This is a genomic window from Bradyrhizobium sp. BWA-3-5 (assembly GCF_032917985.1).
GTDB lineage: Bacteria > Pseudomonadota > Alphaproteobacteria > Rhizobiales > Xanthobacteraceae > Bradyrhizobium.
Genome location: NZ_CP136626.1, coordinates 3,186,939 through 3,209,132, shown reverse-complemented (window position 1 = coordinate 3,209,132; position 22,194 = coordinate 3,186,939). Strand labels below are relative to the sequence as shown.

The window sequence follows — 22,194 nt, the reverse complement described above, 5'->3', positions numbered from 1 at the left end:
GCCCTTCTCTATTCACGTAAACCGCGCGGAACTAGCCGAGCAGCGTGCCGGGCTCGACCTTTACGCCCGGGCCCATGGTGGAGGAGACCGCGACGCGCTGGATGTAGGTGCCCTTGGCACCCGCGGGCTTTGCCTTCGACACCGCATCCGCCAGCGCCTTGACGTTCTGCACCAGCTTCTCCTCGGAGAACGACGCCTTGCCGACGCCGGCCTGCACGATGCCGGCCTTCTCGACGCGGAACTCGACCGAGCCGCCCTTGGCGCCCTTCACGGCCGAGGTGACGTCCATCGTCACGGTGCCGATCTTCGGGTTCGGCATCATGCCGCGCGGCCCCAGCACCTTACCGAGGCGGCCGACCAGCGGCATCATGTCAGGGGTGGCGATGCAGCGATCGAAATCGATGTTGCCGCCCTGCACCTTCTCGACCAGGTCTTCGGCGCCGACGACATCAGCACCTGCGGCCTTGGCTTCTTCCGCCTTGGCGCCACGAGCGAACACGCCGACGCGCAAGGTGCGGCCTGTGCCGTTCGGCAGGTTGACGACGCCGCGGACCATCTGGTCGGCGTGTCGCGGATCAACGCCGAGATTGATCGCGATCTCGATCGTCTCGTCGAACTTCGACGTGGCGCGTTCCTTGACCATCTTGATGGCATCCGCGAGTGGATAGAGCTTCTCGCGGTCGATGCCTTCGCGGACCTTCTTCAGACGCTTTCCGATTGCCATGGCCCGTTACCCCGCAACTTCCAGACCCATCGAACGGGCCGAGCCCTCGACCATCTTCATGGCCGATTCGATGGTGTCGCAATTCAAGTCCTTCATCTTCTTCTCGGCGATCTCGCGCACCTGCGCCTTGGTCACCTTGCCGGCCTTGTCGCGGCCCGGAGCTTTCGAACCGGATTGGATCTTGGCGGCCTGCTTGAGGAAGTGGGACATCGGCGGCGTCTTCATCTCGAAGGTGAAGGAACGGTCCGCATAGATGGTGATGATCACCGGGATCGGGGTGTTCTTTTCTTCCTTCTGCGTCTGCGCGTTGAACGCCTTGCAGAATTCCATGATGTTGAGGCCGCGCTGACCAAGCGCGGGACCGATCGGGGGCGAAGGATTCGCCGCACCGGCCGGGACCTGAAGCTTCAGGTATCCGGTCACTTTCTTTGCCATTTATCACTCCTGTTGCGCCGGCAGATCGCCGGCTGGTTCAGGTTCCGTGGTTCGGTTCAAGCGCGGCTGGCAACCGCCCTCTCCTCCCACGGCCTCTCTTCTCCCTCGCCCCGCTCTTGCGGGGACAGGGCCGGGGGTGAGGGGCAGCCCCGCGCACCGAATGCGCGGAGAGTCCCCCCTCACCCGGATCGCATATGCGATGCGATCCGACCTCTCCCCGCAGGCGGGGAGAGGTAAGCAGACAATCAGACCTTCTCGACCTGACCGAATTCCAGTTCGACGGGCGTGGCGCGGCCGAAGATCGACACCGCGACCTTAACGCGCGAACGCGCCTCGTCAATTTCTTCAACCACGCCAGAGAACGAGGCGAAGGGGCCATCGGCCACCCGCACGTTTTCGCCAATCTCGAACGACACCGACGCCTTCGGACGTTCGACGCCTTCCTGCACCTGGTGCAGGATCCGCATCGCTTCCGACTCCGAGATCGGCATCGGCTTGTTTTCGGCGCCGAGGAAGCCGGTCACCTTGGGCGTGTTCTTGATGAGATGGAACGCCTCGTCAGTCAGCTTCATCTTCACCAGCACGTAACCGGGGAAGAACTTGCGCTCGGCGTCGATCTTGCGGCCGCGGCGCACTTCGGTGACCTTCTCGGTCGGCACCAGAATCTGGTCGAACAACTCCTCGAGGCCGCGCTGCTTCGCCTGCTCGCGGATCGATTCCGCGACCTTCTTTTCGAAGTTCGAATAGGCGTGAACGATATACCAGCGCTTGTCCATCGTAAGGGTTCCGGTGCTCATCAGTGGACGCCCAGCAGCAAGGTGACGAGATAGCGAATGATCTGATCCGAGGCGAAGAAGAAGATCGAAGCCAAGGCAACCATCACGAACACCATGATCGTGGTGATCGTCGTCTCGCGGCGGGTCGGCCAGGTGACCTTGGCGGTCTCCGAGCGCACTTCCTGCAGGAATTTGAACGGGCTGAAAGCCATCGTTGGTTACCGCATCCTTCGTGAGACGATTGTGATTTAACGCGAATCCAAACAGCCCTATTACGCCCAGCCCTCTCTCGAAGGATGAGCCGCAAAGCGGGCTCGATTGTTCGGGGGAATTCAGAGCCGCGCCGGATATCCGTTAAACGGGCCGGCAGCAGGTAGCGGCTATCTACTGGCAGAAGGGCAAAAGGTCAAGGTACGGGGTGCCGCGGGCCATTTCCGGCACTTTGACCGAGACGCCGCAAACCCATTGGTTAATCGGGGGTAATGCCTCCCATCAAATCCTCATTCCAGCGCGATCCTGATCTTAAAGCCTGTCCGCTATTCTCGTGATCCATAAGAGGGGTAGCGAGGGAATGGCAATGGCGCTGTCAGGGCAGGACCAGGAGAGATTTTCGGGCGAGACGGCCTGGACCGTTCTCGATGCGGCGAACGATCTCGGTGACACCATCACAGTCGATGCGTGCCGACGGGTGATCGATGCCGATCTGCGGGGCGAAATCCCCGCCGGATCGGACATTGCAATGCTTTCCGCCTTCTTCAGCTAGGCTATCAAGCAGGAAGCCCGGCCAAGTATTTGACCGGCCTATCCATTTAGAGAACTGGGCCGGGCCCCTTGTCGGAGCTGACCTTTTCGCGGGCGGCCTCCATGGCGTCCCGGCCGGCCTGTTTGACCCGATCGGCATACTCGGCGCCGGCATCCGTGAGTTCCGCTTTGAGCGTATCGGACGCCTCCCGGACACTTTGCGAAACGGCCCCGGCCCGCTCCTTCAGGTCTTCCTTCAGGCTATCGCTCAGGTTCCCGACCCACTCGTCCTCGACGCTCGTCCTCGACACCGCGCCCGCCACGGCGGCCCCGATGGCAAGGCCGACCGCGCCGAGTACCAGCGGTTGCCGTTCCAGGAGGTCGGAAAGCGAGGATTGCGCCTGCATGAAGGTCTCCTTCCGCGGCAGCGCCCGGCCCAGCCGATCGAACATCTCCCGCGCCCCGGCCACGCCTTCGTCGAAACGCTCACTCATGGTTTCGGTCGCGCCTGAGATCGCACCCGAAGCGGCCGCTCTGGACTTACGGGCCGTCTCGTTAACGCCGCGGATGGCCTCGTCCTGCATTTGAGAAGCGCGCTTGCGCATGGAGCCGTAAGCGTCTTCCCACTCTTCCCAGCTCGAGGCAGCGGATCTTTGGGCGCGCGCGCCGAGATCGGCGAGTGGCGCGGCCGCCGACGTCACCGAGCCGGCGGCGTTCTTCAGCCTGTCGCTGCCGATCAGCAGCCACAGCGCGCCGCCTCCGATCAGCGCCGCCGCGAGCGGGTTGTCCCGAACGGCCATGGACAGACCGTCCATGAAGCTTTCTTGTGAGCCCTTCATCGCACCATTCCCTTCACCGTATCCTTGTCCTTTTCGAGCTGGCGGAGCGTCTCACGCGGCGCCAGCTGGCGCGCGTCGAGCCGGTTCATCCCCACCGCAAACAGAATGCCTGCGAGCACCGCGGCAACGATCGCAGAGATCAGATAGGCGACCGGCTGCGACCATCCGCCCGCGATCAAAGCCGCCGACAGCGCAAACAGCGCCATCACGATCGCTGGAATGACCAGCACGGCACCCGCCGCAATAAGGCCTGCGGCGCTGCCGATTTGCTGGACTTTCTCGCCAAGCTCGGCCTTGGCGAGATCGACCTCGTTCTGGAACAGCTTTGCGAATTGCGACATCGCATCGCCAAAGAGATGCGAGATCGTCCGGAAATCGGTCTTCGTGCTCATGACGCCTCACTCTTGTAGGATCCCGAGCTGTAGGATGAGGACGGATTGTATGGCGGCGGCGTGTGCGACGATGGCTGATACGACGATGATGAGCTCTGACTTGAAGAGCTCGCACCTCCCGACGCCTTCAGGAAGCGCACCACGGCAAATCCGGCCAGCACCGAGAGACCGAGGAACGCCGCCGGCTGTCGCTTCGCAAAATCCGTGGCGCCATCGACGATATCGCGGAAGCTCCCGTTGCGAATCTTGTCCGCGGCCTCGTCGACGTAATCGGCGGCCGAATTGATGCCGCGCGCGGCGAACGGCACGTCGTTCTCAAATGCGCGGGCAGCCTCCCTGATGTTGCCGGCAAGCTTGCCGACAAAGTCGGCGCCTGAACGCTGCTGTTCGCGCGCCTGATCCTGCAAGCCGTCCGCGGCTCCAGCTACTGCGCCCTTGGCGGCATCCGTTGCTTCCTTGAACTTCTCGCGGGCCGTATCGGTCGACGACCTCAGTGCATCGCCGGCGCGCTGCTTGATCTCGGCGCCGGCATCGGCCACTTGATCCTTGAGGTTCTGGGACGTGCCAGTGTTCTGGCCCTGGCCAAAGTTCTTGTTGCGGGTGGTAAGATCCATATCGCTCATGACAGCCTCTTTAAATTAATTGTGCTCGTTCTGGGTTTGGGAAGGATCGAAGGCCGTCGTCACGACATCGTCGGCCACCTCTTTCAGTCTTTCAGTCACGCCTTCGGTGATACGGCTGGCGTGTCCGCCAAGGTCGGCATCGGAGACGCTTTTCGCCGCAGCCTCGGCAGCGGCAAGCGCGGCGTCTTTGGCGGCCTCGAAGCCGGATTGCGCCGCCGTGCCGGCAGCGCGCTTGACGCTGTCGCTTGCCTTCCCGACGACCACAGCCTCCGCCTTTGTGCTGGGAAGGGACGCGGCAATGATCGCGCCGATCGCGACGCCGAGGCCGCCGATCAAGGCTGCATTATCGCGGATCACCTTGCTCGCGGTCTCCGGCGCCGTGTTCGCGACATTCTTTGCTGTCGAGCGAACCTGCTCCATTCTCTCCTTTGCCATATCCGAAGCGGCATCCATTCCGGATCGGACCTTGCTGGCCACGGCGTCGGCGGCTTGCGACGCGCGGTCCCTGAGATCGCCGGCCACCCCGCTCGCTGTACCTGCCATTCCGCCCGCGGTTTGCCGAGCCTCGTCGGCCATGCCGGCAGCCTGACGCTCAGCACCGGACATCGCCTTCTTCATTCCATCGCCGAGGGATTGCGCGCGTTCGGTAGTCTCCTCGAAGACCTCCCTTACCTTCTCAAGGGCGGGCTCAGCAGCCTCCGCGGCGCGGTCGCGAACGGTCTTTGAGGTCAGTGCGAGGCCGGCGCCGATCATCAGGAGCGGCAGCGGGAAGCCGCGGGCGAGGCGCAGCACGGGGACGGCTACCGCCGTGCCAGCAGCGACGGCCTGCATCGGGTTGTCCATGGCCTGCTGCTTCAGCGCATCCAGCCAGCTATTGGTTTTGTGGCTAATGAAGCCAGTCACCTCGGCCTTGATGTGCTCTGGGGAGACTTTGTAGCGGATGTCTTCCGCCGTATCGGCAATCTGCTCTCTCAGCCGGTCGACGGTTGCCGCAAGCTCTGCGCGGCTCTGCTCGGAATCCCGCCGAAGCTCCTCTACGGATCGTGTCATATCGTCACCGCCTCTTGGTTCGTGTCGTTTTGAAGCGAACTCAGGCGATATCGAATTGTTCCTCGCCCTCCTCGCGCGCCGCAGGATGGCGCACATCAAAGATCGCTTGGGTCAGTTCTGCACCGAACAGGAAGATCTGTGCGGAGTAGTAGACCCAGAACATCAGGACGATTAAAGCGCCGGCCGCGCCGTAGGCCGAACTGGGTGCCGCCTGACCCAGGTACCAGCCGATCAGCGATTTACCGAGGGTGAACAGCACGGCTGTGACAAATGCGCCCAGCAGCAGATGGTGCCAGGAGATCGTCGCATCGGGCATCACCCTGTAGATTGCTGCGAACAGCAGCGTGAAGATGGCCAGCGATACGAGCGTGTTCAGCGCACTGAGCACCGCCTTGCCGGCAGACCATTGTTCCAGCGCCGATAGCGCGGTACTGGCCGCCAATGAGACGATCAGCATGAAGCCGAGCGCGGCCACCAGGCCAAGGCTGGCGGCCCGGCTGCGGATCAGCGAGAAGATCGGCTCGGCCGCCGGCTTCGCCTTGAACGTTAAGTTCAGTGCGGTGCGCATCTCGCCGAATACGCCGGATGCGGTTATCAGCACGGTGACAACGCCGACGACGGTCGCGGTCGCGCCGGACGTCGGATCGCTCGATCGGGCGAGGATGGACTTGATGAAGTCGCCGCCGGACGGCCCTAGCAATCGGCCGAGTTCTTCACTGATGGCGGCGCGCGCCGCATCTTGCCCGAACGCCAAGCCGGCGACGGCAACGACAATCAAAAGCACCGGCGCCAGGGACGTGGCTGCATAGAAGGCGATGGAAGCGCCACGGCTCAGGGCATCGTTGGCCACATAGCCGGAGACGGCGGCTTTCACGATCCGCCATAAGGCTCCCATTGGGCCTCCACCTCCTCGAACGGCGCAGCAGGCCTCACGCGAAGCTGCAACGAATGAAGTTCGTGGAAGGTTTCCTCACCGCGTCAAAAACTCCCGCGTCAGCGTTTCCTTCGGCGCTGCTAGGCGCCGCGCGGCGGCAGGAAGGCTGCCGCGGACCATCCGATCCGTGACTGACGCCGGGACGGCAAGCGCTAAAGGTCTCCAGGCGTTTGCTGCCCGCCGGCCAATTTGACATGGCTCAAGCGCTGCCCCGGCCGCCGCCTCTAGCATCGCGCTTCGGACGCTGTCCGAAAGCGTCCCTCAAACTCGAATCTGTCGGAGACGGGCTGGTAACGATGCGGGTCGAGCTTGCACTTCCACCGTCGACGCGGGACTTGCGGCTGGACCTGTTTCGCGGCCTCGCCAACTGGCTGATGTTTCTCGGCCATATCTCGACCAGCGTTCTGGCCTGGTTTTCGTTCCGAAACTACGGCTTCAGCGACGGCGCCGACCTGTTCGTATTCATTTCCGGCTACACCTCGGCCCTCGTATTCGGCAGGCGGATGCTCGAAGGCGGGTTCATCTTTGGAACAACGAGGTTGCTGCGGCGCGTGTGGCAGATCTATGCCGCGCATATCCTGCTGTTCGTGTTCTACCTGGCTTCGGTCCATTTCCTCGCAAGCAGCTTCAACGCGCCCGTTCTCATCGATCGCTTCAATGTCGCACCTTTGTTGAACGCGCCAGTCGAAGCCATTACGCAAGGGCTGCTGCTCCGATACAAGCCGCTGAATCTCGACGTGCTGCCGCTTTACGTTGTCCTGATGGGCGTCTTTCCGCCGGTGCTCTGGTTGATGCTGCGGCACCGCGACTGGATCATGCTGGCATCGGTGTTGCTCTATTTCGCCGCACGGCAATACGGCTGGAACCTGCCGTCCTATCCGGCGGGGGTTTGGTATTTCAACCCATTCGCGTGGCAGCTTCTGTTCGTGCTGGGCGCGTGGCTGGCACTGGGCGGTGCCAAGCCGGTGCATTTCCTGGTGCGCTCCAGGTTGGCCCTGATGATTGGGCTGGCCTATTTGATCTTTGCAGCCGTCCTGACGCTGGCCGGGCTGCTACCGGAACTGCAGAAGTTGCTTCCACTACCACTGTTCGAAGCCTTTAACCCGAACGACAAGACCAATCTGGCGCCCTACCGCTTTCTTCACCTCGCCATCGTGATTGTGCTCGGCGCGCGATTCATCCCCATCGATGCGAAGGGACTTCAGGCTGCCATCTGGAAGCCGCTAATCAAATGCGGCCAGCAATCGCTCGAAGTGTTTGCCGTCGGCATCTACCTGGCGTTCATCGGCTACTTCATCCTGAAGATGACATCCGACGGCGTCGTCGCTCAACTCCTGGTCGGAACTGCCGGGATCGCGATCATGACAGGCGTTGCCTATTATCGGTCATGGTGGAAGCGGGTTGAAAAAGCCCCCCACTCCCACCCCCGCGGCAATCAGCCGCCCCTCGGCAAACACAGGGTGCCCGTCGGCGAGCCCGCCTGACTCGGCTCAAAATTTGGCTTAAGCGCTTGATTTAGCTGGCAGGAGTGGCAGGGCTCGAACCTGCGACCCCCGGTTTTGGAGACCGGTGCTCTACCAATTGAGCTACACTCCTGCAGGGACCGGCGGCGTGCGCCGGTTCGCGCCGTTTCAAGCATAGGGCATACCCCAAATGCAAGGGCGAAGCGGTTGATCGGCTATCCAAAGCGGGGCTTATGCGCCACACTTTGTCCTCCTTACAACAACAAGCGCCACGGGAGAGACCATGAACGCGCAGACCGCCGCCGCCCGGCCAACATCCGCCCCCCGGACCCCTGCTCTCCCCCATGCCAAGCCCGAGACGATCGGCCTGTCGACCGTCCGCCTGCAGCGGATGTCGGATGCCTTTAAACGCGAGGTCGACAAGGGAACCCTGCCCGGCGCCACCGTCATGGTGGCGCGGCGCGGCCAGATCGGCTGGTTCGATGCGGTCGGCCGCCAGAGCCCGATGGCATCTGCGCCGATGGCCCATGATTCTATCTTCCGCATCTTCTCGATGACCAAGCCGATCGTCTCGGTCGGCATCATGATGCTGGTCGAGGACGGCCATTTCATCCTCGGCGATCCCGTCGCCAAGTTCATTCCGGAATTCGCCGAACAGAAGGTCGGCGTCGAGAACAACGGCAAGCTCGATCTCGGGCCGGTGAAACGGCAGATGACGGTGCAGGACCTGCTGCGGCACACCTCCGGCCTGACCTATGACCACACCGGCAACGGCCTCGTCCAGCAGCTCTACCAGCAGTCCCGGCTGCGCAGCCGCAAGATCACCAATGCCGAACACGCCACCATGATCGCCGGCATGCCGCTGATCTGCCAGCCGGGCGCGGAGTGGAACTACAGCCGCTCGACCGACGTGCTTGGCCGGATCATCGAGGTCATCTCCGGCAAGTCGCTCGGTGCGTTCCTCACCGAGCGCATCCTGGCCCCGCTGCAGATGGCCGAGACCGCGTTCCATACGCCGGAAGCCAACGCCGGACGCCTCGCTGAAGCCTTCGCCAACGATCCCTGGAACGGCGACAAGGTGCAGCTCTTCAACATGCTGGAGAAGCCGGCGATGGAATCCGGCGGCGGCGGGCTGGTCTCGACCACGATGGACTATGCGCGGTTCTGCCAGATGCTGCTCAATGGCGGCGCGCTCGACGGCGTCAGGATCATCGGCCGCAAGACGCTGGAGCTGATGGCGTCAGATCATCTCACGCCGAACGTGAAGGTGGATTCGCCGCTGATGCCGCCCGGCCACGGGTTCGGGCTTGGCTTCGCCGTCCGCACCCAGCGCGGCGTCGCGCCGTTCCCGGGCTCGCTCGGCCAGTTCTTCTGGAGCGGCATGGCCGGCACGTTCTTCTTCATCGATCCCGCCGAGGACCTGTTCACGGTTTTCATGATGCAGGGCCCCGGCCAGCGCGAATACATCCGCAACCTGCTGCGGGATCTGGTGTACGCGGCGGTGGAGTGAGATTTACCCTGGCGCTTACCTCGCCGCTGTCGTGCCCCGCGAAGGCGAGGCATCCAGTACGCCGTGCCATTCATGGGAGCCGAGACGGCTGCGTTTACTGGATCGTCCGCCTTCGCGGACGATGACGACTATTGTTGGTGACGCGTCCGGGACGCGAACTCAACTGATCGTAGCCCCGCCGTCGATCACGATGGTCTGGCCGGTCATGAAGTCGCCGGCCTTCGATCCCATCAACACCGCGGCGCCCGCGATCTCGTCGGGCACGCCGATGCGCAGCAGCGGCGAGCGCGCGGTGGACGCCTTCAGCGTTTCCGGATTGTCCCACAGCGCTTTTGCGAAATCGGTCTTGATGAGGCCGGGCGCGATGCAGTTCACGCGGATATTGTGCTTGCCGTATTCGCAGGCGAGGTTGCGCGCGAGCTGCATGTCGGCCGCCTTCGAGATCGCGTAGGCGCCGAGCACGGTCGAGCCTTTCAGGCCGCCGATCGAGGAGACGATCACGATCGAGCCGTCTTTGCGCTCGATCATCTGCGGCACGACCATGTTGATCAGCCAGTTGTTGGCAACGATGTTGTTGTCGAGAATCTTGCGGAACTGGTCGTCGGAGATGCCGGCGAGCGAACCGTAATAGGGATTGGACGCCGCGTTGCAGACCAGCACGTCGATCTTGCCGAAGGCGCGATTGGATTCGTCGACGAGGTTCTGCAGGTTTTCCTTGTTCGAGATGTTGGCGGCGATCGCAACCGCCGTGCCCTTGCCGAACTTCTCGTTGATCTCCTTGGCGACCTGGTCGCAGACATCCTGCTTGCGCGAGGAGATCACAACCTTAGCGCCGTGCTCGGCCATGCGCTCGGCGATTGCCCGGCCGATGCCGCGCGTGGAGCCGGTGATGACAGCGACTTTCCCGGTCATGTCGAACAAGCTCATGTCTCTCTCCCGATGTTGATCCGGCGCGTTGCCGGTTGATCTTGAATTCGAGCTAAGCAGCCTTTGCGGTCCGCGACAATCTCGGCCTTACGCGAGCTTCGTCTCTGGCGGCTCGATCTCCGGCCCTGCCGGCTGATGCATCGCCCTGTGCGAGGCGTCGGCGATCCATGGCTGCTGGTTGACCATCGGCAGCCGCCAGCCATTGTAATTGGCGCTCAGGAGATGATCGAGCCGCGTCACCGAGCAATTGTCGATGTCGAAGGCAAGACCTTTATCCGGCTGACCGCCGAGCGCGAGGGCAACGGCGGCCCTGATGGTGCCGCCATGCGCGACCACCACGATATCCCTGCCCGCCTGCTCGGTATTGATGCGTTCGATGGCGGCGCAGGCCCGGTTATAGAGGTCCATGAAACTCTCGCCGCCGGGCGCGGGTTCGTCGATGCCGGTAAGCCAGTTTCTGCCGGGCGGCAGCTTCGCGTAAAATGCCGCGCGATTCATGCCTTGCAATTCGCCAAGATGCTGTTCGGCGAACGCGTCGACATGCGGCATCGCCGCAGGTTTTGGAAAACCGACGGCCCAGATCGCCTCGGCGGTCTGATGCGTGCGCTTCAGGTTGCTTGCATACCAGACCGCGTTACGCGGCAGGATTTTGCCGACCGCCTCGAACACGATGCGGTCGCTACAGTCGCAGCCGAGATCCTTCTGCCCGTAGATGCAGCCCTCATCTTCGCGAACCGGCGCGTGGCGAACCCACCACCATCGCGTCGTGGTCATCTTCGGTTTGTCTGCATTGGACATCGCCAAAACCCTTCAATACTGTCCGTCGTCGCTGTACGTCAGAGCACCGATCGCCTCAAGTGACTTTGGTAGGCAACTCGGACGTTTGAAATTTTGTTTGAATTCCGCAAGGCGGCTGAAATTTTGTTTGAATTCCGCAAGGCGGCAGACGCTGACGCGGCAATCGCATCAGGGAGAGAAACATGGGCCGCCTCGAAGGCAAATCCGTTGTCATCACCGGTGCCGGAAGCGGCATCGGCCGCGCCGCATCGGTGCTGTTCTCGAAGGAAGGCGCCAAGCTCATCATCGTCGACAAGACCGAGGGTGTGAAGGAGACGGCGAAGCTCGTCAGCGGCGCCGGCGGCGCCGTCGAGGCCGTGATGGCGGATGCTGGCTCGGAAGCCGACGTGAAGGCCTTCATCGACAAGGCGGTCGCGAAATATGGCCGGCTCGATGCGATCTGGGCCAATGCCGGCGTCAGCGGCGGCCTGGTGCCGCTCGCCGAGCAGACCGTCGAGCACTGGCAGGAGGTGCTGCGCGTCAACCTGATCGGGCCGTTCCTCGCAATCAAGCACTCGATGCCGCACATGATCAAGCAGAAGTCCGGCTCGATCGTCTGCACCGCCTCGGTCGCGGGCCTCAAGGCCGGCGCCAGCGGTCACCCTTACGGGGCGAGCAAGGCCGGCGTCATCAGCCTGGTGCAGACAACCGCCTATTCGCTGTCCGGCACCGGCGTGCGCATCAATGCGGTCTGCCCCGGCCTGATCGAAACCGGCATGACCAAGCCCGTATTCGACCGCGCCAAGGAGCGCGGCACCCAGGACAAGATCGGCCAGCTCAATCCGCTCAAGCGCGCCGGCCAGCCACACGAGCTCGCGGCGATGGGACTGTTCCTTGCCAGCGACGAGGCGTCCTACGTCAACGGCCAGGCGATCCCGGTTGACGGCGGCCTCACCGCGTCGATGCCGTACACGGGCAAGCCGGTTTAATGAGATCCTCGTGCCCCGGACGCGACGCAGCGTGCAACGATGCGCCGCTGAGCCGGGGCCCATGGCTTGCACCGAGCGGGAAGTTGGGTCCCGGCTCTGCGGCGTGTCACTTCGTGCCGCACCACACCCGGGACACGAGACAGAGCGCCTAAGCGGATGGCACATCACGATCACACCCCCTCCGGCGGCGAGCCGGAGGATTCCGCTGCCAGCGCGCGGTGGCGGATGCGCTCGCGGTAGAAGGCGTAGAGGCCGGAGGCGACGATGATGGCGGCGCCCGTCACCATCATCGCGTCGGGCACGTCGCCGAATACGACATAGCCGAGCATCATCGCCCACAGCAGCGCCGAATAGCGGAACGGCGCTACCGCCGAGATGTCGCCGGTGCGCAGCGCCGAGATGATGCATTGATAGCCGATCACGATCAGCACGGCGGCCAGCGCCTGCAGGCCGAGCGCCGCTGATGACGGCGGACTCCAGCCGCCGAGCGGAACCAGGATGACGCCGCCGGCGCTCGTCACCGTCATGGTCGTCAGCAAGGTGATGAATAGCGAGGGAATCTTGGCGGGTATCCGCCGCGTCGCGAGGTCGCGCAGCGTGCAGAAGGCGACCGACACCAGCGCGAACAAGGAGTAGTAGCTGAAGCCGGCAAACCCGGGCCGCACGATGATCAGCACGCCGATGAAGCCGGCCGCGATCGCCGACCAGCGCCGCCAGCCGACCGGTTCGCCGAAGATCAGCGCGGCGCCGAGCGTGATCGCAAGCGGCAGCGCCTGGAGGATGGCCGAGGTATTGGCGAGCGGCAGCTGGGCGAGCGCGGTCATGAACGCGATGGTGCCGCCGATTTCGCCTACCACGCGCAGCGCCACCGGCTTGATCATCAGCGTTTGCAACGGGCGCAGCGCCCCCTGATACCAGGCGAACGCCGCGACCAGCAGAATCGCGAACAGCCCCCGCATCAGGATCACCTGGCCGAAATTCATCTCGGACGACACCACCTTGGTGATGGAATCGTTCGTGGTGAACGCCGCCATGGACACCGCCATGAGCAGGCTGCCGCGAATATTCGGGGAGAGAGCCAAGCCGCTAACGGCGCGGGTTAGGTCGCGCCGGCCTTCTGTGCGTATTCCCAGGAAGATTTCGATAGCGGCACGGTGCGCGCCGCCGATTCCAGCGCCTTGGCATTGGCCGCGGTGCCGTCGCGAATCCGCCCCGCGATACCCTGCGTGATGCCGGCGAGTCGGAACATGTTGTAGGCGAAGTACCAGTTGAGATCGGGCACTTCCATGCCGGTGACGTCGCAGTAGATCTGCGCCGCCTCCTCCACGCTCGGAATGTTCAGCGCCTTGAGATCAGCGCCGGCGAGCCCTGGCATGGTCCACTGCATCAAGAGATAGGTGAAGTCGGCCATGGGATCGCCGAGCGTCGACAATTCCCAGTCCAGCACCGCCTGAACGCGCGGTTCCGTCGGGTGGAAAATCATGTTGTCGAGGCGGTAGTCGCCGTGAACAATCGAGACGCGCTTCTGCTCCGGCACCGTCCGCGGCAGCCATTCGGCCACCTTCTCGAATTCCGGAATGTGCTGCGTCTCGGAGGCGCGGTACTGCTTGGTCCAGCGGTCGATCTGCCGCGCGAAGTAATTGCCGGGCTTGCCGAAGTCGCCAAGACCGATCGCTTCCGGATTGAAGACGTGGAGCTTGGCCAACGTCTCGATCTTGCTGGTGAAGATTTTTCGCCTGTTATCCGGCGTTTGGCTCGGCAGCGTCGGATCCCAGAACACGCGCCCCTCTTCCATCGACATGATGTAGAAGGCGGCGCCGATCACGGCGTCATCGGTGCAGAGCGCATAGGCCTTGGCGACCGGAAAGCCCTGCTTGCCAAGCGCGGCGATGACGCGGAACTCGCGATCGACCGCATGCGCGGACGGCAGCAATTTGCCGAACGGTTTTCGGCGCATCACGTAGGATTGCGCCGGTGTTTCCAGCTTGTAGGTCGGGTTGGACTGGCCGCCCTTGAACTGCAGAACCTTCAGCGGGCCCTGATAGCCCTCGACATGCTCGCGCATCCAGGCATCGAGGCTTGCCTCGTTGATGCGATGGCGCTCCTCGACTTCCTTGGTGCCCGAGAACTCTTCGTCTTTCCTGACGCCGTCCGCCACGATGACGCTCCCCTAGGTTTCTTCTTGGAGTTTGGGGAGCGCCCTCGCTAGCGGCTCCCGTTAGTGCGTAGCGTTTGCATACTTCCGAAGTTCAAGTCTGGCAATGGCGCGGTTATGCACCTCGTCCGGACCGTCGGCGAGGCGCATGGTGCGCATCGAGGCATAGTCGCGCGCCAGGCCGGCATCGTCAGAAACACCAGCGCCGCCATAGGCCTGAATGGCGTTGTCGATGATCTTCAGCGCCATGTTCGGCGCCGATACTTTGATCATGGCGATTTCAAGCTGCGCGGTCTTGTTGCCGACCTTGTCCATCATGTCGGCGGCCTTGAGGCACAAGAGGCGGTTCATCTCGATATCGGTGCGGGCCTCGGCAATGCGCTGCTCCCAGACCGAATGCTCGATGATCTTCTTGCCGAAGGCGGTGCGCGAGGACAGCCGCTTCACCATCTTCGCCAGCGCCTCCTCGGCCTTGCCGATGGTGCGCATGCAGTGATGGATGCGGCCCGGACCGAGACGGCCCTGCGCGATCTCGAAGCCGCGGCCTTCGCCAAGCAGGATGTTGGCCTTGGGAACGCGGACGTTTTCAAGCAGCACCTGGGCATGGCCGTGCGGTGCGTCGTCGAAGCCGAACACCGGCAGCATCTTCTCGACCTTGATGCCGGGGGTGTCGAGCGGGACGAGGATCTGCGACTGCTGCTGGTGCTTTGCGGCCTTCGGATCGGTCTTGCCCATCAGGATCGCGATCTTGCAGCGGGGATCGCCGACGCCCGACGACCACCATTTGCGGCCGTTGATGACATAGTGATCGCCGTCGCTCTCGATGCGCGTTTCGATGTTGGTGGCATCGGAGGAAGCAACCGCCGGCTCGGTCATCAGGAAGGCGGAACGGATTTCACCGTCCATCAGCGGACGCAGCCATTTGCGCTTCTGCTCCTTGGTGCCATAGCGCATGAACACTTCCATGTTGCCGGTATCGGGCGCCGAGCAGTTGAACACTTCCGAGGCCCAGCCGATATGGCCCATCTCCTCGGCGAGCAGCGCGTATTCCAGATTGGTCAATCCCGCGCCGCGGAATTCGTCGTCCTCATGCGCGTTCGGCGGCATGAACATGTTCCAGAGGCCTTCGGCCCGTGCCTTTTTCTTCAGGTCTTCCAGGATCGGGATCACCTTCCAGCGCGGCCCCTCCTCGTCCTGCTGCCGGTAGATTGGCACCGCGGGACGGACATGCGCGTCCATGAACGCGCGCACGCGGTTCAGCCAGTCCTTCTGCTTCTCTGACATATCGAAATTCATGGGGCGCTCCTCGTCGTTCTGAAACCGTTATGCCGCAACTGTCCGCCCGCTGCCGATGGCCCGCAAGCCATTTTGCCGAGGCGCGTGACAATTTCGGCCCGCCGGAGATGCGACACGTTCGCAGACGTTCTTGACATTTCCGACCTTCAAACGATAGTTTCATACAACTGTTTGAATTGCAACTCCCGAACGGAAGCCAGGCATGTCGAGCGATCGGACCAGGTCTGCCATCCTTGCCGCCGCGGAAAAGCTCTATGCCGATCGCGGCTTCGGCGACGTGACGCTGCGCGACATCGTCGCGGAGGCGAACGTCAACCTGGCCGCGGTGAACTACCATTTCGGCTCCAAGGACGAACTGATCGCGGAGCTGTTCGTCACCCGCAGCCTTGCCACCAACCGCGAGCGGCTCAACGCCTTGAAGCTTGCGGAGGAAAAGGGCAACGGCCGTGCCCCGATCGACGCCATCCTGCACGCGCTGGTCGGCCCTACCCTGCGCGGCTGCCTCGGCCCCGACCGCGAAGGTTCGACCGCGGCCCGCTTCATGATCCGCGCCTCGATCGAATCGGTGCCGCCGATCCGCCGCATCAAGAACCGCGAGGTCGATCATTTGCGGAAGTTCATCGCCGCGATGCGCCGCGCGATGCCGGGCCGTGACGACGCCGATCTCTACTGGGGCCTGCATTTTGCGCTGGCAATGTCGCATCACACCATCCGGGAAAAGGAACGGCTGATCCGACTGTCGGAAGGCAAATGCGACCTCAATGATGTGGATGCCATCGTCGACCGCGTGGTCGCGGTATCCGTGATGGCGCTGACGGGCGGCGAAGCCCCGGCGAAGAAGCCCGCGCGGTCGACAATGCCGCAGGGGCGGCTGACGCGGCAGGATTTGTGAGCGGATCGTTCTGGCGCGGTCGGGTCGCGGACACGGATGATTGCCTCCATCATTGCGAGCGAGCGACTCGGGATTTTGTAGGATGGGTAGAGCGTAAGCGAAACCCATCAATCCAGTACGCGGACAGATGATGATGGGTTTCGCTGCGCTCTACCCATCCTACGCACTACGATTTCGTAGCCCGCATGAGCGTAGCGATATGCGGGAAATGTTCCCGGGGTCGCTTCGCTCGCCCGGGCTACGATTGCCGCGGATTGCTCACGCCAGCCCGGCCTTGCGCATCCCCGCGAGGAAATGCTCCATCAGCTCCGGCGTCTGATAGGGCACGCTGGATTTGATCCAGTCGATCGAGAGCTGGGGCTGTTCGAGGCGCACGGCCGCGAGAGACTGTCGGGCCTCTTCCACCCTCCCCATCTGGGCCAGGCTCGCGCAACGCAGGCGTTGCGCGCCGTGAAAGCCCGGGCGCAATCGCAACAACTGCTCCGACGTCTCGAAGGCGTCGGCGTATCGGCCGGCGAGATAGTTCGCCACGGTGATGCCGCCGAGAAACATCGCCGTATCCGGGTCCAATGGACTGAGGCGGATGGCTTCCTTGCCGTGCACGATCGCCTCATCACACCGCCCTGCGAAGGCGAGCCCGTGACTGAGATAGCAATGCGCGGCCGCCGAACTCGGATTGAGGCTGACCGCCCGCCGGAACGCGGCGAGCGATTCCTCGGTGCGCCACGCCATCATCGACCAATAGCCGAGCGCGATCTGCGCCCAGGGATCGAAATCGTCGAGCGCAATCGCGCGCGCGATATGCGGACGGGCGGCCTGCAAGCCGCGGTCGATCCAGCCATTATGCGCCGAGAATACCAGGCAGAAGCCAAGCAGGCTCCGCGCGGGGGCGTAGTCCGGATAGGCATCGACCGCGCGATTGAGTGCCTCGATCGCGGCTTCATTGTCCGATCGGGTCAGCCGCCAGACATGGGTCTGCGCCCGCGCCACCAGCTCCCATGCGCCAAGATCGCCCGGCGAGCGTGACAGCGCGCGAACACCCTCTGCTGCGAGCAGGCGGGGCTGGATCGAGGCGATCACGCTGCTGGTGATCTCGTCCTGTATCGCGAAGATGTCGCCGAGCTCGCGGTCGTATTGCTCGGCCCAATGATGGCCGCCCGTTATCGCATCAATCAGCTGTGCACTGACGCGGAGCCGCTGGCCGGCCCGGCGCACGCTGCCTTCGAGCACATAGCGGACGCCGAGCTTCGCCGCGATGTCCCTGATATCGACGGCGCGGCCCCTGTAAACGAAGGTTGAGTTGCGGGCGATGACGAACAGCCAGCGGACGCGCGACAGCCCGGTGATCAGATCCTCGGATATGCCGTCGGCGAAATGCGCCTGGTCCGGATCGCCGCTCATATTGTCGAACGGCAGCACCGCGATCGAGGGACGATCGGGCAATGGCAGCGCGCGGCTTGCATCGGTGTCGATCGCGGTGGTGCTTGCCCTCGATGCATGTTCGCCGTCGCCGTCGAAGGCGATAACCGGTGGCGCAAACAGATAACCGCGCTTCGAGACGGTTTCGATGATCGCCTGGCTGTCGTCCTGCAGCGCCTGGCGGACCTCCTTGATGCACTGAACCACCGAATTCGACGTGACGTTGACGTTCGGCCAGACGTTGTCGATCAACTCCGCCTTCGCAACGAGCCGGCCGGGGTGCTGCGCGAGATACACCAGCACATCGAAGGATTTTGGGCGCAGCGGAACGGCGATGCCCTCGCGGCGCAAGCAGGCCGATTGGCGATCGACCAGGAATGGACCAAAGCGGTAGCTCTTGATATCGGCCATATCTGTGATGCGCTGGCAAGCCCGGGCTCACGGGCAGTCCAACGCATTTCATCACAATTTCACCCGATCTTCACGGCTGTCGTGCCCGTGAATGTGGGACTTTTCCGAGAAGCCCGACTTTTTGCGGGCGACATGCAGGAGAGTTCCCATGAAGCCAGGATCAGGACTTTCGCAGGCCCTCCGGATCGGCAGCGTGCTCGCCGCCATGCTGTTTGCCACCGTCGCCCGCGGCGACGTCATCATGGACTGGAACGCCAAGGCCGACGCCCTCGCTGCCGACAAGCAGCTTCTGAACGCGCCGAATAGCCGTGGACAGGCGATGCTCCACATCGCGATGTTCGAAGCGGTCAATGCCATCGAGCGGCGCTACGCACCTTACAAGCTCAACCTCAGCGCCGATAAGGCCACGTCGAGAGAGGCGGCGGCGGCCGCAGCGGCCCACGACGTGCTGCTGGCGCTGCATCCCGACAAGAAAGCCGACCTCCATGCGGCGCTCGCCGCTTCGCTCAGTGGGATCGCCGATAACGAGACAAAGTCGAAGGGTATCGAACTCGGCAAACAGGCCGCCGCCGGGGTGATCGCGATGCGCGAAAATGACGGTAGCAACACACCGGAGGAATATCGTCCCAGCGCCGCGGCCGGTATCTATGTGCCCACCACGATACCGATCGAGTCCACGAGCCCGAAGGTCAGGCCGTTCGTAATGACCAGCGCGTCGCAGTTTCGTGCCCCGCCTCCTCCCACCCTGACATCGGAAACCTGGACGCGAGATCTGAACGAAATCCGCGAGATCGGCAGCAGCGTCAGCGCCAAGCGCTCGCCTGAGCAGACGACCATCGCTCGCTTCTGGTTGTTCACGGGACCCCGGACCTATAATGCGATCGTCCGCCAGATCGCTACCAACAGGAAGATGGACCTGGTCGACTGTGCCCGCCTCTACGCACTGACCTCGATCGCCACCGCCGACGCCTTCATCGCGGTGTTCGATGCCAAATATGCCTACAATCTCTGGCGTCCCATCACAGCCATCCGGAATGCTGACCTCACGTCGAACCCGGCCACCCCGCGCGAGGCCTCATGGCAGCCGCTCGGCACAACGCCAATGCACCCGGAATACCCCTGCGCCCATTGCATCGTCTCCAGCACCGTTGCCACGGTTTTGCAGAATATCGTGGGCGACGAGGTCGGCGAGATCACGCTGACCAGCCCGACCGCGGCCGGTGTCACCCGCAAATGGACGCGGCTGCAGGACTATAGCGACGAGGTTTCCAGCGCCCGCATCTATGCCGGCTTCCACTATCGCTTCTCCACCGAGGCCGGGCGGGAAATGGGAAAGAAGATCGGCGATCTGACGGTGGCGACGCAGATGCGGGGCGCTGTCGCAGACGCGCAGCAGCAGCGCTGACCGGTGCGGACCACGCGCGAAGAGGCCGCGAGACCGGACGGCCTCTTCCATCATCGGGCGGCCAATGCGCGGACGCCCGGCCGCGCCTACATCACGGCGACGCAATCGATCTCGATATCGAACGGCGCGAACCATTCGGGGACGCAGACGAAGATGCGCGCCGGCGGATCTTCCGGAAAGTAGCGGGCGTACACCGCATTGACGGCGGCGAAGTGCGCGGCCAGCGTGCAGTAGACGTTGCATTTCATCACATTGCGCAGCGAGGTGCCCGCGGCCTCGAGGCATCGTTTCAATTGCTCGAGGACAAGCTCGGTCTGCCGCTCGATCGGGCCGACGAAGAGTTCGCCGGTGCCGGGATCGAACGGCGGCAGGCCCGAGACGAACACCATGCCGCCGCCGCGCGTGACCGGCGAGACCGGCGCGTTCCGTTTGGCGAGCCAGGACGACATCGGTTCGACGTGAATGATTTCGCGTTTCATCGCTGCACCTTTCGGATGGATGGATCGATGGTGCAACGCTAGCGCAATTCTGGTCAATCATGCTTCGAGTAACATCGAAGTATTGATGTCCGAGACAACGTATGGACCGCGGAACATTCCGGATGGTTCTGTCGTTGCGGTGGGAGATCACCGCACGGAGCCCTCGATGCCGACCCAGCCGACCATTGCCCGAATTTGGCGCGGCCGCACGCTGCCAGAAATCGCCGACGCTTATGAAGCCTACATCCGAGCGGAAGGAATTCCGCCGCTGGAGAAGACGGCGCTGGGTGTGCAGCTGTTCCGCGAGGACCGTGACCAGGAGAGCTGGTTCACGACAATCTCCTACTGGAGCGACCTTCAATCGATGACCGCCTTCACCAAAGGCGAGCCGACCAAGGTGCACCATCTGGGCCGCGATCCGGAATTCCTGATCGAGCTGCCGGAGTACATCCAGATTCACCGGATCGTGGTGGATCGACAGGGACTGCGTTGAATAGCGCACCATGACCGGGGGCCGGCTCGCGAAGCGGGAATCCGGAACCATTCACCAACGAGCTCGCGGCCCCATGGATTCTCAGCCGCGCAATTGCGCTCCGTAGTACGCGCCCCGGAATGACAAAAAACTAGCTAGGAATGACGGAGGAAAATCAAACGATCTTCTTTTCCTTCAGTTCTGCCAGCTTCGCTTCGTCATAGCCGATCGTCGCCAGCACATCCCTGGTATCGGCCCCGAGCAGTGGCGGGGCGCGATATTCCTTTATCGGGGTGCCGGAGAAGGTGATGGCGTTGCGGATCAGCGACAGATCGGGCTCGAAGGGGTGATTGGCCTTGACTCGCATGCCGCGCGCTTGGACGTGCGGGTCGCTAAAGACCTGCTCGAAATTGTTGATCGGACCCGAGGGCACACCGGCCTTCTCCAGTTCCTCCAGCCAATACGCCACGGGCTTTTTCAGGAATAGCCCGGCGAAGATCGCCATGATCTCCTTGCCGTGCACGACACGGTCGTTGTTCTTGAGGAATCGCGGATCCGTCGCGAGCTCGGGCGCGCCGAGCACGGCGCAGGTGCGCTGGAACTGGCCGTCATTACCGACCACCAGCATCAGCTCGCCGTCGGTGCAGCGGAACACGCCAGCGGGCATGCCGCCGTTGCCCCAGGTGCCGCGGCGCGGCGGGGTCTGTCCGTTGACGAGATAGATTTGCAGCCAATGCGACAGCGAGGCGATCACGGTATCCATCAGGCAGACGTCGACATGCTGCCCCTCCCCACCATTGGCCTTGCGGTGGTAGAGCGCGGCCAGGATGCCGATCGAGGAATTCATGCCGGTCATGTAGTCGACGATCGAGGGGCCGACCTTCATCGGTCCGGCACCGGGCTCGCCGTCGATATGGCCGGTGACACTCATCAAGCCGCCCATCGCCTGCAGGATCGCATCATAGCCGGCGCGCGGAGCGTAAGGGCCGGTCTGGCCGAAGCCGGTTACCGAGCAGTAGATGATGCCGGGATTGATCGCCTTGATCGACTCGTAGTCGAGCCGGTAGCGCTTGAGATCGCCGACTTTGTAATTCTCCATCATCACGTCGCAGCTCTTGGCAAGCTCGCGGACGATGTCCTGCCCTTCAGCCGTCGCGATGTTGACTGTGACGGATTTCTTGTTGCGGTTGGCGCAGAGATAGAACGAGTTGTTATTGTTGCTCTTGCCTTCGGGGTCCTTCAGGTAGGGCGGACCGAAGGCACGGGCGTCGTCGCCGCCGCCGGGACGCTCGATCTTGATCACCTCGGCGCCGAGATCGGCGAGCATCTGCGCCGACAGCGGGCCCGCGAGCACCCGCGTCAGGTCGAGAATCTTGATGCCCGAAAGTGGCAGAGCCGACATGAACTTCCTCCGAATGATTTTGGCGTAACGGCGCAGGACCGTGTCCGGCGCTTTGCTGCTTGCCGATACACTATTTTACGCGC

Annotated in this window: 24 protein-coding genes and 1 tRNA gene; 7 read left to right on the top strand and 18 right to left on the bottom strand. The window is 63.2% G+C overall.

Annotated features, from left to right (window positions below; all coding sequences use genetic code 11):
• Positions 1 to 31: 31 nt before the first annotated feature.
• From rplA to secE, 4 genes are all read right to left on the bottom strand, one after another.
• Positions 32 to 724 carry a 50S ribosomal protein L1 gene (gene rplA, locus RX331_RS15315; RefSeq protein ID WP_057849146.1) on the bottom strand — a complete coding sequence of 231 codons (693 nt, stop codon included), beginning with the start codon at positions 722 to 724 and terminating at the stop codon, positions 32 to 34.
• Positions 725 to 730: 6 nt separating this feature from the next.
• On the bottom strand, positions 731 to 1,159 hold the full coding sequence (gene rplK, locus RX331_RS15310; protein ID WP_057834228.1) for a 50S ribosomal protein L11: 429 nt from the start codon (positions 1,157 to 1,159) through the stop codon (positions 731 to 733).
• Between the two features lie 245 nt (positions 1,160 to 1,404).
• On the bottom strand, positions 1,405 to 1,935 hold the full coding sequence (nusG, locus tag RX331_RS15305) for a transcription termination/antitermination protein NusG (protein ID WP_283034823.1): 531 nt from the start codon (positions 1,933 to 1,935) through the stop codon (positions 1,405 to 1,407).
• A gap of 20 nt (positions 1,936 to 1,955) precedes the next feature.
• On the bottom strand, positions 1,956 to 2,147 hold the full coding sequence (secE, locus tag RX331_RS15300) for a preprotein translocase subunit SecE (protein WP_092516548.1): 192 nt from the start codon (positions 2,145 to 2,147) through the stop codon (positions 1,956 to 1,958).
• Positions 2,148 to 2,512: 365 nt separating this feature from the next.
• Here secE and RX331_RS15295 point away from each other — a divergent pair, with 365 nt between their 5' ends.
• Positions 2,513 to 2,698 (top strand): hypothetical protein, encoded by a 186-nt coding sequence (locus RX331_RS15295; RefSeq protein ID WP_317257332.1) that lies wholly within the window; start codon positions 2,513 to 2,515, stop codon positions 2,696 to 2,698.
• A 46-nt stretch (positions 2,699 to 2,744) separates the two neighbouring features.
• Here RX331_RS15295 and RX331_RS15290 read toward each other — a convergent pair whose 3' ends face one another.
• From RX331_RS15290 to RX331_RS15270, 5 genes are read right to left on the bottom strand one after another with little or no spacing between them, the layout of a single operon-like run.
• Positions 2,745 to 3,515, bottom strand: a complete 771-nt coding sequence (locus tag RX331_RS15290; RefSeq protein ID WP_317257331.1) for a hypothetical protein — start codon at positions 3,513 to 3,515, stop codon at positions 2,745 to 2,747.
• On the bottom strand, positions 3,512 to 3,907 hold the full coding sequence (locus RX331_RS15285) for a phage holin family protein (RefSeq protein WP_317257330.1): 396 nt from the start codon (positions 3,905 to 3,907) through the stop codon (positions 3,512 to 3,514). The genes RX331_RS15290 and RX331_RS15285 overlap by 4 nt, the downstream gene beginning before the upstream one ends.
• The gene (locus tag RX331_RS15280) at positions 3,904 to 4,530 is read right to left on the bottom strand and encodes a hypothetical protein (protein ID WP_317257329.1); all 627 of its coding nucleotides are present in this window, start codon (positions 4,528 to 4,530) and stop codon (positions 3,904 to 3,906) included. Before RX331_RS15280 ends, RX331_RS15285 begins: the two co-directional genes overlap by 4 nt.
• A 15-nt stretch (positions 4,531 to 4,545) precedes the next feature.
• The gene (locus RX331_RS15275; RefSeq protein WP_410708283.1) at positions 4,546 to 5,580 is read right to left on the bottom strand and encodes a DUF3618 domain-containing protein; all 1,035 of its coding nucleotides are present in this window, start codon (positions 5,578 to 5,580) and stop codon (positions 4,546 to 4,548) included.
• A 40-nt stretch (positions 5,581 to 5,620) separates the two neighbouring features.
• Positions 5,621 to 6,475 carry a YihY/virulence factor BrkB family protein gene (locus tag RX331_RS15270; RefSeq protein WP_317257327.1) on the bottom strand — a complete coding sequence of 285 codons (855 nt, stop codon included), beginning with the start codon at positions 6,473 to 6,475 and terminating at the stop codon, positions 5,621 to 5,623.
• A 335-nt stretch (positions 6,476 to 6,810) separates the two neighbouring features.
• Here RX331_RS15270 and RX331_RS15265 point away from each other — a divergent pair, with 335 nt between their 5' ends.
• Entirely contained in the window at positions 6,811 to 7,998 is a 1,188-nt protein-coding gene (locus tag RX331_RS15265) for an OpgC domain-containing protein (protein ID WP_317257326.1), read from the top strand.
• 36 nt (positions 7,999 to 8,034) lie between these two features.
• Here the strand turns inward: RX331_RS15265 and RX331_RS15260 are convergent.
• A tRNA-Trp gene (locus tag RX331_RS15260) sits at positions 8,035 to 8,110 on the bottom strand.
• Positions 8,111 to 8,260: 150 nt separating this feature from the next.
• On the opposite strand from RX331_RS15260, the gene RX331_RS15255 reads away from it, so the two are divergent.
• On the top strand, positions 8,261 to 9,487 hold the full coding sequence (locus RX331_RS15255; protein ID WP_317257325.1) for a serine hydrolase domain-containing protein: 1,227 nt from the start codon (positions 8,261 to 8,263) through the stop codon (positions 9,485 to 9,487).
• A gap of 159 nt (positions 9,488 to 9,646) precedes the next feature.
• Here the strand turns inward: RX331_RS15255 and RX331_RS15250 are convergent, their stop codons facing one another.
• Together RX331_RS15250 and RX331_RS15245 are read right to left on the bottom strand one after the other, a co-directional pair.
• A complete protein-coding gene (locus RX331_RS15250; protein WP_317257324.1) occupies positions 9,647 to 10,414 on the bottom strand; it encodes an SDR family oxidoreductase in 768 nt (255 codons plus the stop codon).
• Positions 10,415 to 10,501: 87 nt separating this feature from the next.
• On the bottom strand, positions 10,502 to 11,212 hold the full coding sequence (locus RX331_RS15245) for a histidine phosphatase family protein (protein WP_317257323.1): 711 nt from the start codon (positions 11,210 to 11,212) through the stop codon (positions 10,502 to 10,504).
• A gap of 182 nt (positions 11,213 to 11,394) precedes the next feature.
• On the opposite strand from RX331_RS15245, the gene RX331_RS15240 reads away from it, so the two are divergent.
• A complete protein-coding gene (locus tag RX331_RS15240) occupies positions 11,395 to 12,180 on the top strand; it encodes an SDR family oxidoreductase (protein WP_317257322.1) in 786 nt (261 codons plus the stop codon).
• A 170-nt stretch (positions 12,181 to 12,350) separates the two neighbouring features.
• Here RX331_RS15240 and RX331_RS15235 read toward each other — a convergent pair whose 3' ends face one another.
• The 3 genes from RX331_RS15235 to RX331_RS15225 are packed head-to-tail and all read right to left on the bottom strand — an operon-like array spanning position 12,351 to position 15,631.
• Positions 12,351 to 13,262 (bottom strand): DMT family transporter, encoded by a 912-nt coding sequence (locus RX331_RS15235; protein WP_317257321.1) that lies wholly within the window; start codon positions 13,260 to 13,262, stop codon positions 12,351 to 12,353.
• Positions 13,263 to 13,279: 17 nt separating this feature from the next.
• Positions 13,280 to 14,338, bottom strand: a complete 1,059-nt coding sequence (locus RX331_RS15230; RefSeq protein WP_317257320.1) for a phosphotransferase family protein — start codon at positions 14,336 to 14,338, stop codon at positions 13,280 to 13,282.
• Between the two features lie 60 nt (positions 14,339 to 14,398).
• The gene (locus tag RX331_RS15225) at positions 14,399 to 15,631 is read right to left on the bottom strand and encodes an acyl-CoA dehydrogenase family protein (protein WP_317257319.1); all 1,233 of its coding nucleotides are present in this window, start codon (positions 15,629 to 15,631) and stop codon (positions 14,399 to 14,401) included.
• Positions 15,632 to 15,833: 202 nt separating this feature from the next.
• Between RX331_RS15225 and RX331_RS15220 the strand changes: the two genes are divergently transcribed.
• Positions 15,834 to 16,523 carry a TetR/AcrR family transcriptional regulator gene (locus RX331_RS15220; protein WP_317257318.1) on the top strand — a complete coding sequence of 230 codons (690 nt, stop codon included), beginning with the start codon at positions 15,834 to 15,836 and terminating at the stop codon, positions 16,521 to 16,523.
• A gap of 258 nt (positions 16,524 to 16,781) precedes the next feature.
• Here the strand turns inward: RX331_RS15220 and RX331_RS15215 are convergent, their stop codons facing one another.
• Positions 16,782 to 18,353 carry a winged helix-turn-helix domain-containing tetratricopeptide repeat protein gene (locus tag RX331_RS15215; protein WP_317257317.1) on the bottom strand — a complete coding sequence of 524 codons (1,572 nt, stop codon included), beginning with the start codon at positions 18,351 to 18,353 and terminating at the stop codon, positions 16,782 to 16,784.
• A 148-nt stretch (positions 18,354 to 18,501) separates the two neighbouring features.
• On the opposite strand from RX331_RS15215, the gene RX331_RS15210 reads away from it, so the two are divergent.
• Positions 18,502 to 19,758, top strand: a complete 1,257-nt coding sequence (locus RX331_RS15210) for a vanadium-dependent haloperoxidase (protein ID WP_317257316.1) — start codon at positions 18,502 to 18,504, stop codon at positions 19,756 to 19,758.
• Between the two features lie 86 nt (positions 19,759 to 19,844).
• Here the strand turns inward: RX331_RS15210 and RX331_RS15205 are convergent, their stop codons facing one another.
• A complete protein-coding gene (locus RX331_RS15205) occupies positions 19,845 to 20,237 on the bottom strand; it encodes a RidA family protein (RefSeq protein ID WP_317257315.1) in 393 nt (130 codons plus the stop codon).
• A gap of 166 nt (positions 20,238 to 20,403) precedes the next feature.
• On the opposite strand from RX331_RS15205, the gene RX331_RS15200 reads away from it, so the two are divergent.
• Positions 20,404 to 20,730 (top strand): hypothetical protein, encoded by a 327-nt coding sequence (locus tag RX331_RS15200; RefSeq protein WP_317257314.1) that lies wholly within the window; start codon positions 20,404 to 20,406, stop codon positions 20,728 to 20,730.
• A gap of 154 nt (positions 20,731 to 20,884) precedes the next feature.
• On the opposite strand, the gene RX331_RS15195 is transcribed toward RX331_RS15200, so the two are convergent.
• A complete protein-coding gene (locus RX331_RS15195; RefSeq protein ID WP_317257313.1) occupies positions 20,885 to 22,111 on the bottom strand; it encodes a CaiB/BaiF CoA-transferase family protein in 1,227 nt (408 codons plus the stop codon).
• Positions 22,112 to 22,194 lie beyond the last annotated feature (83 nt).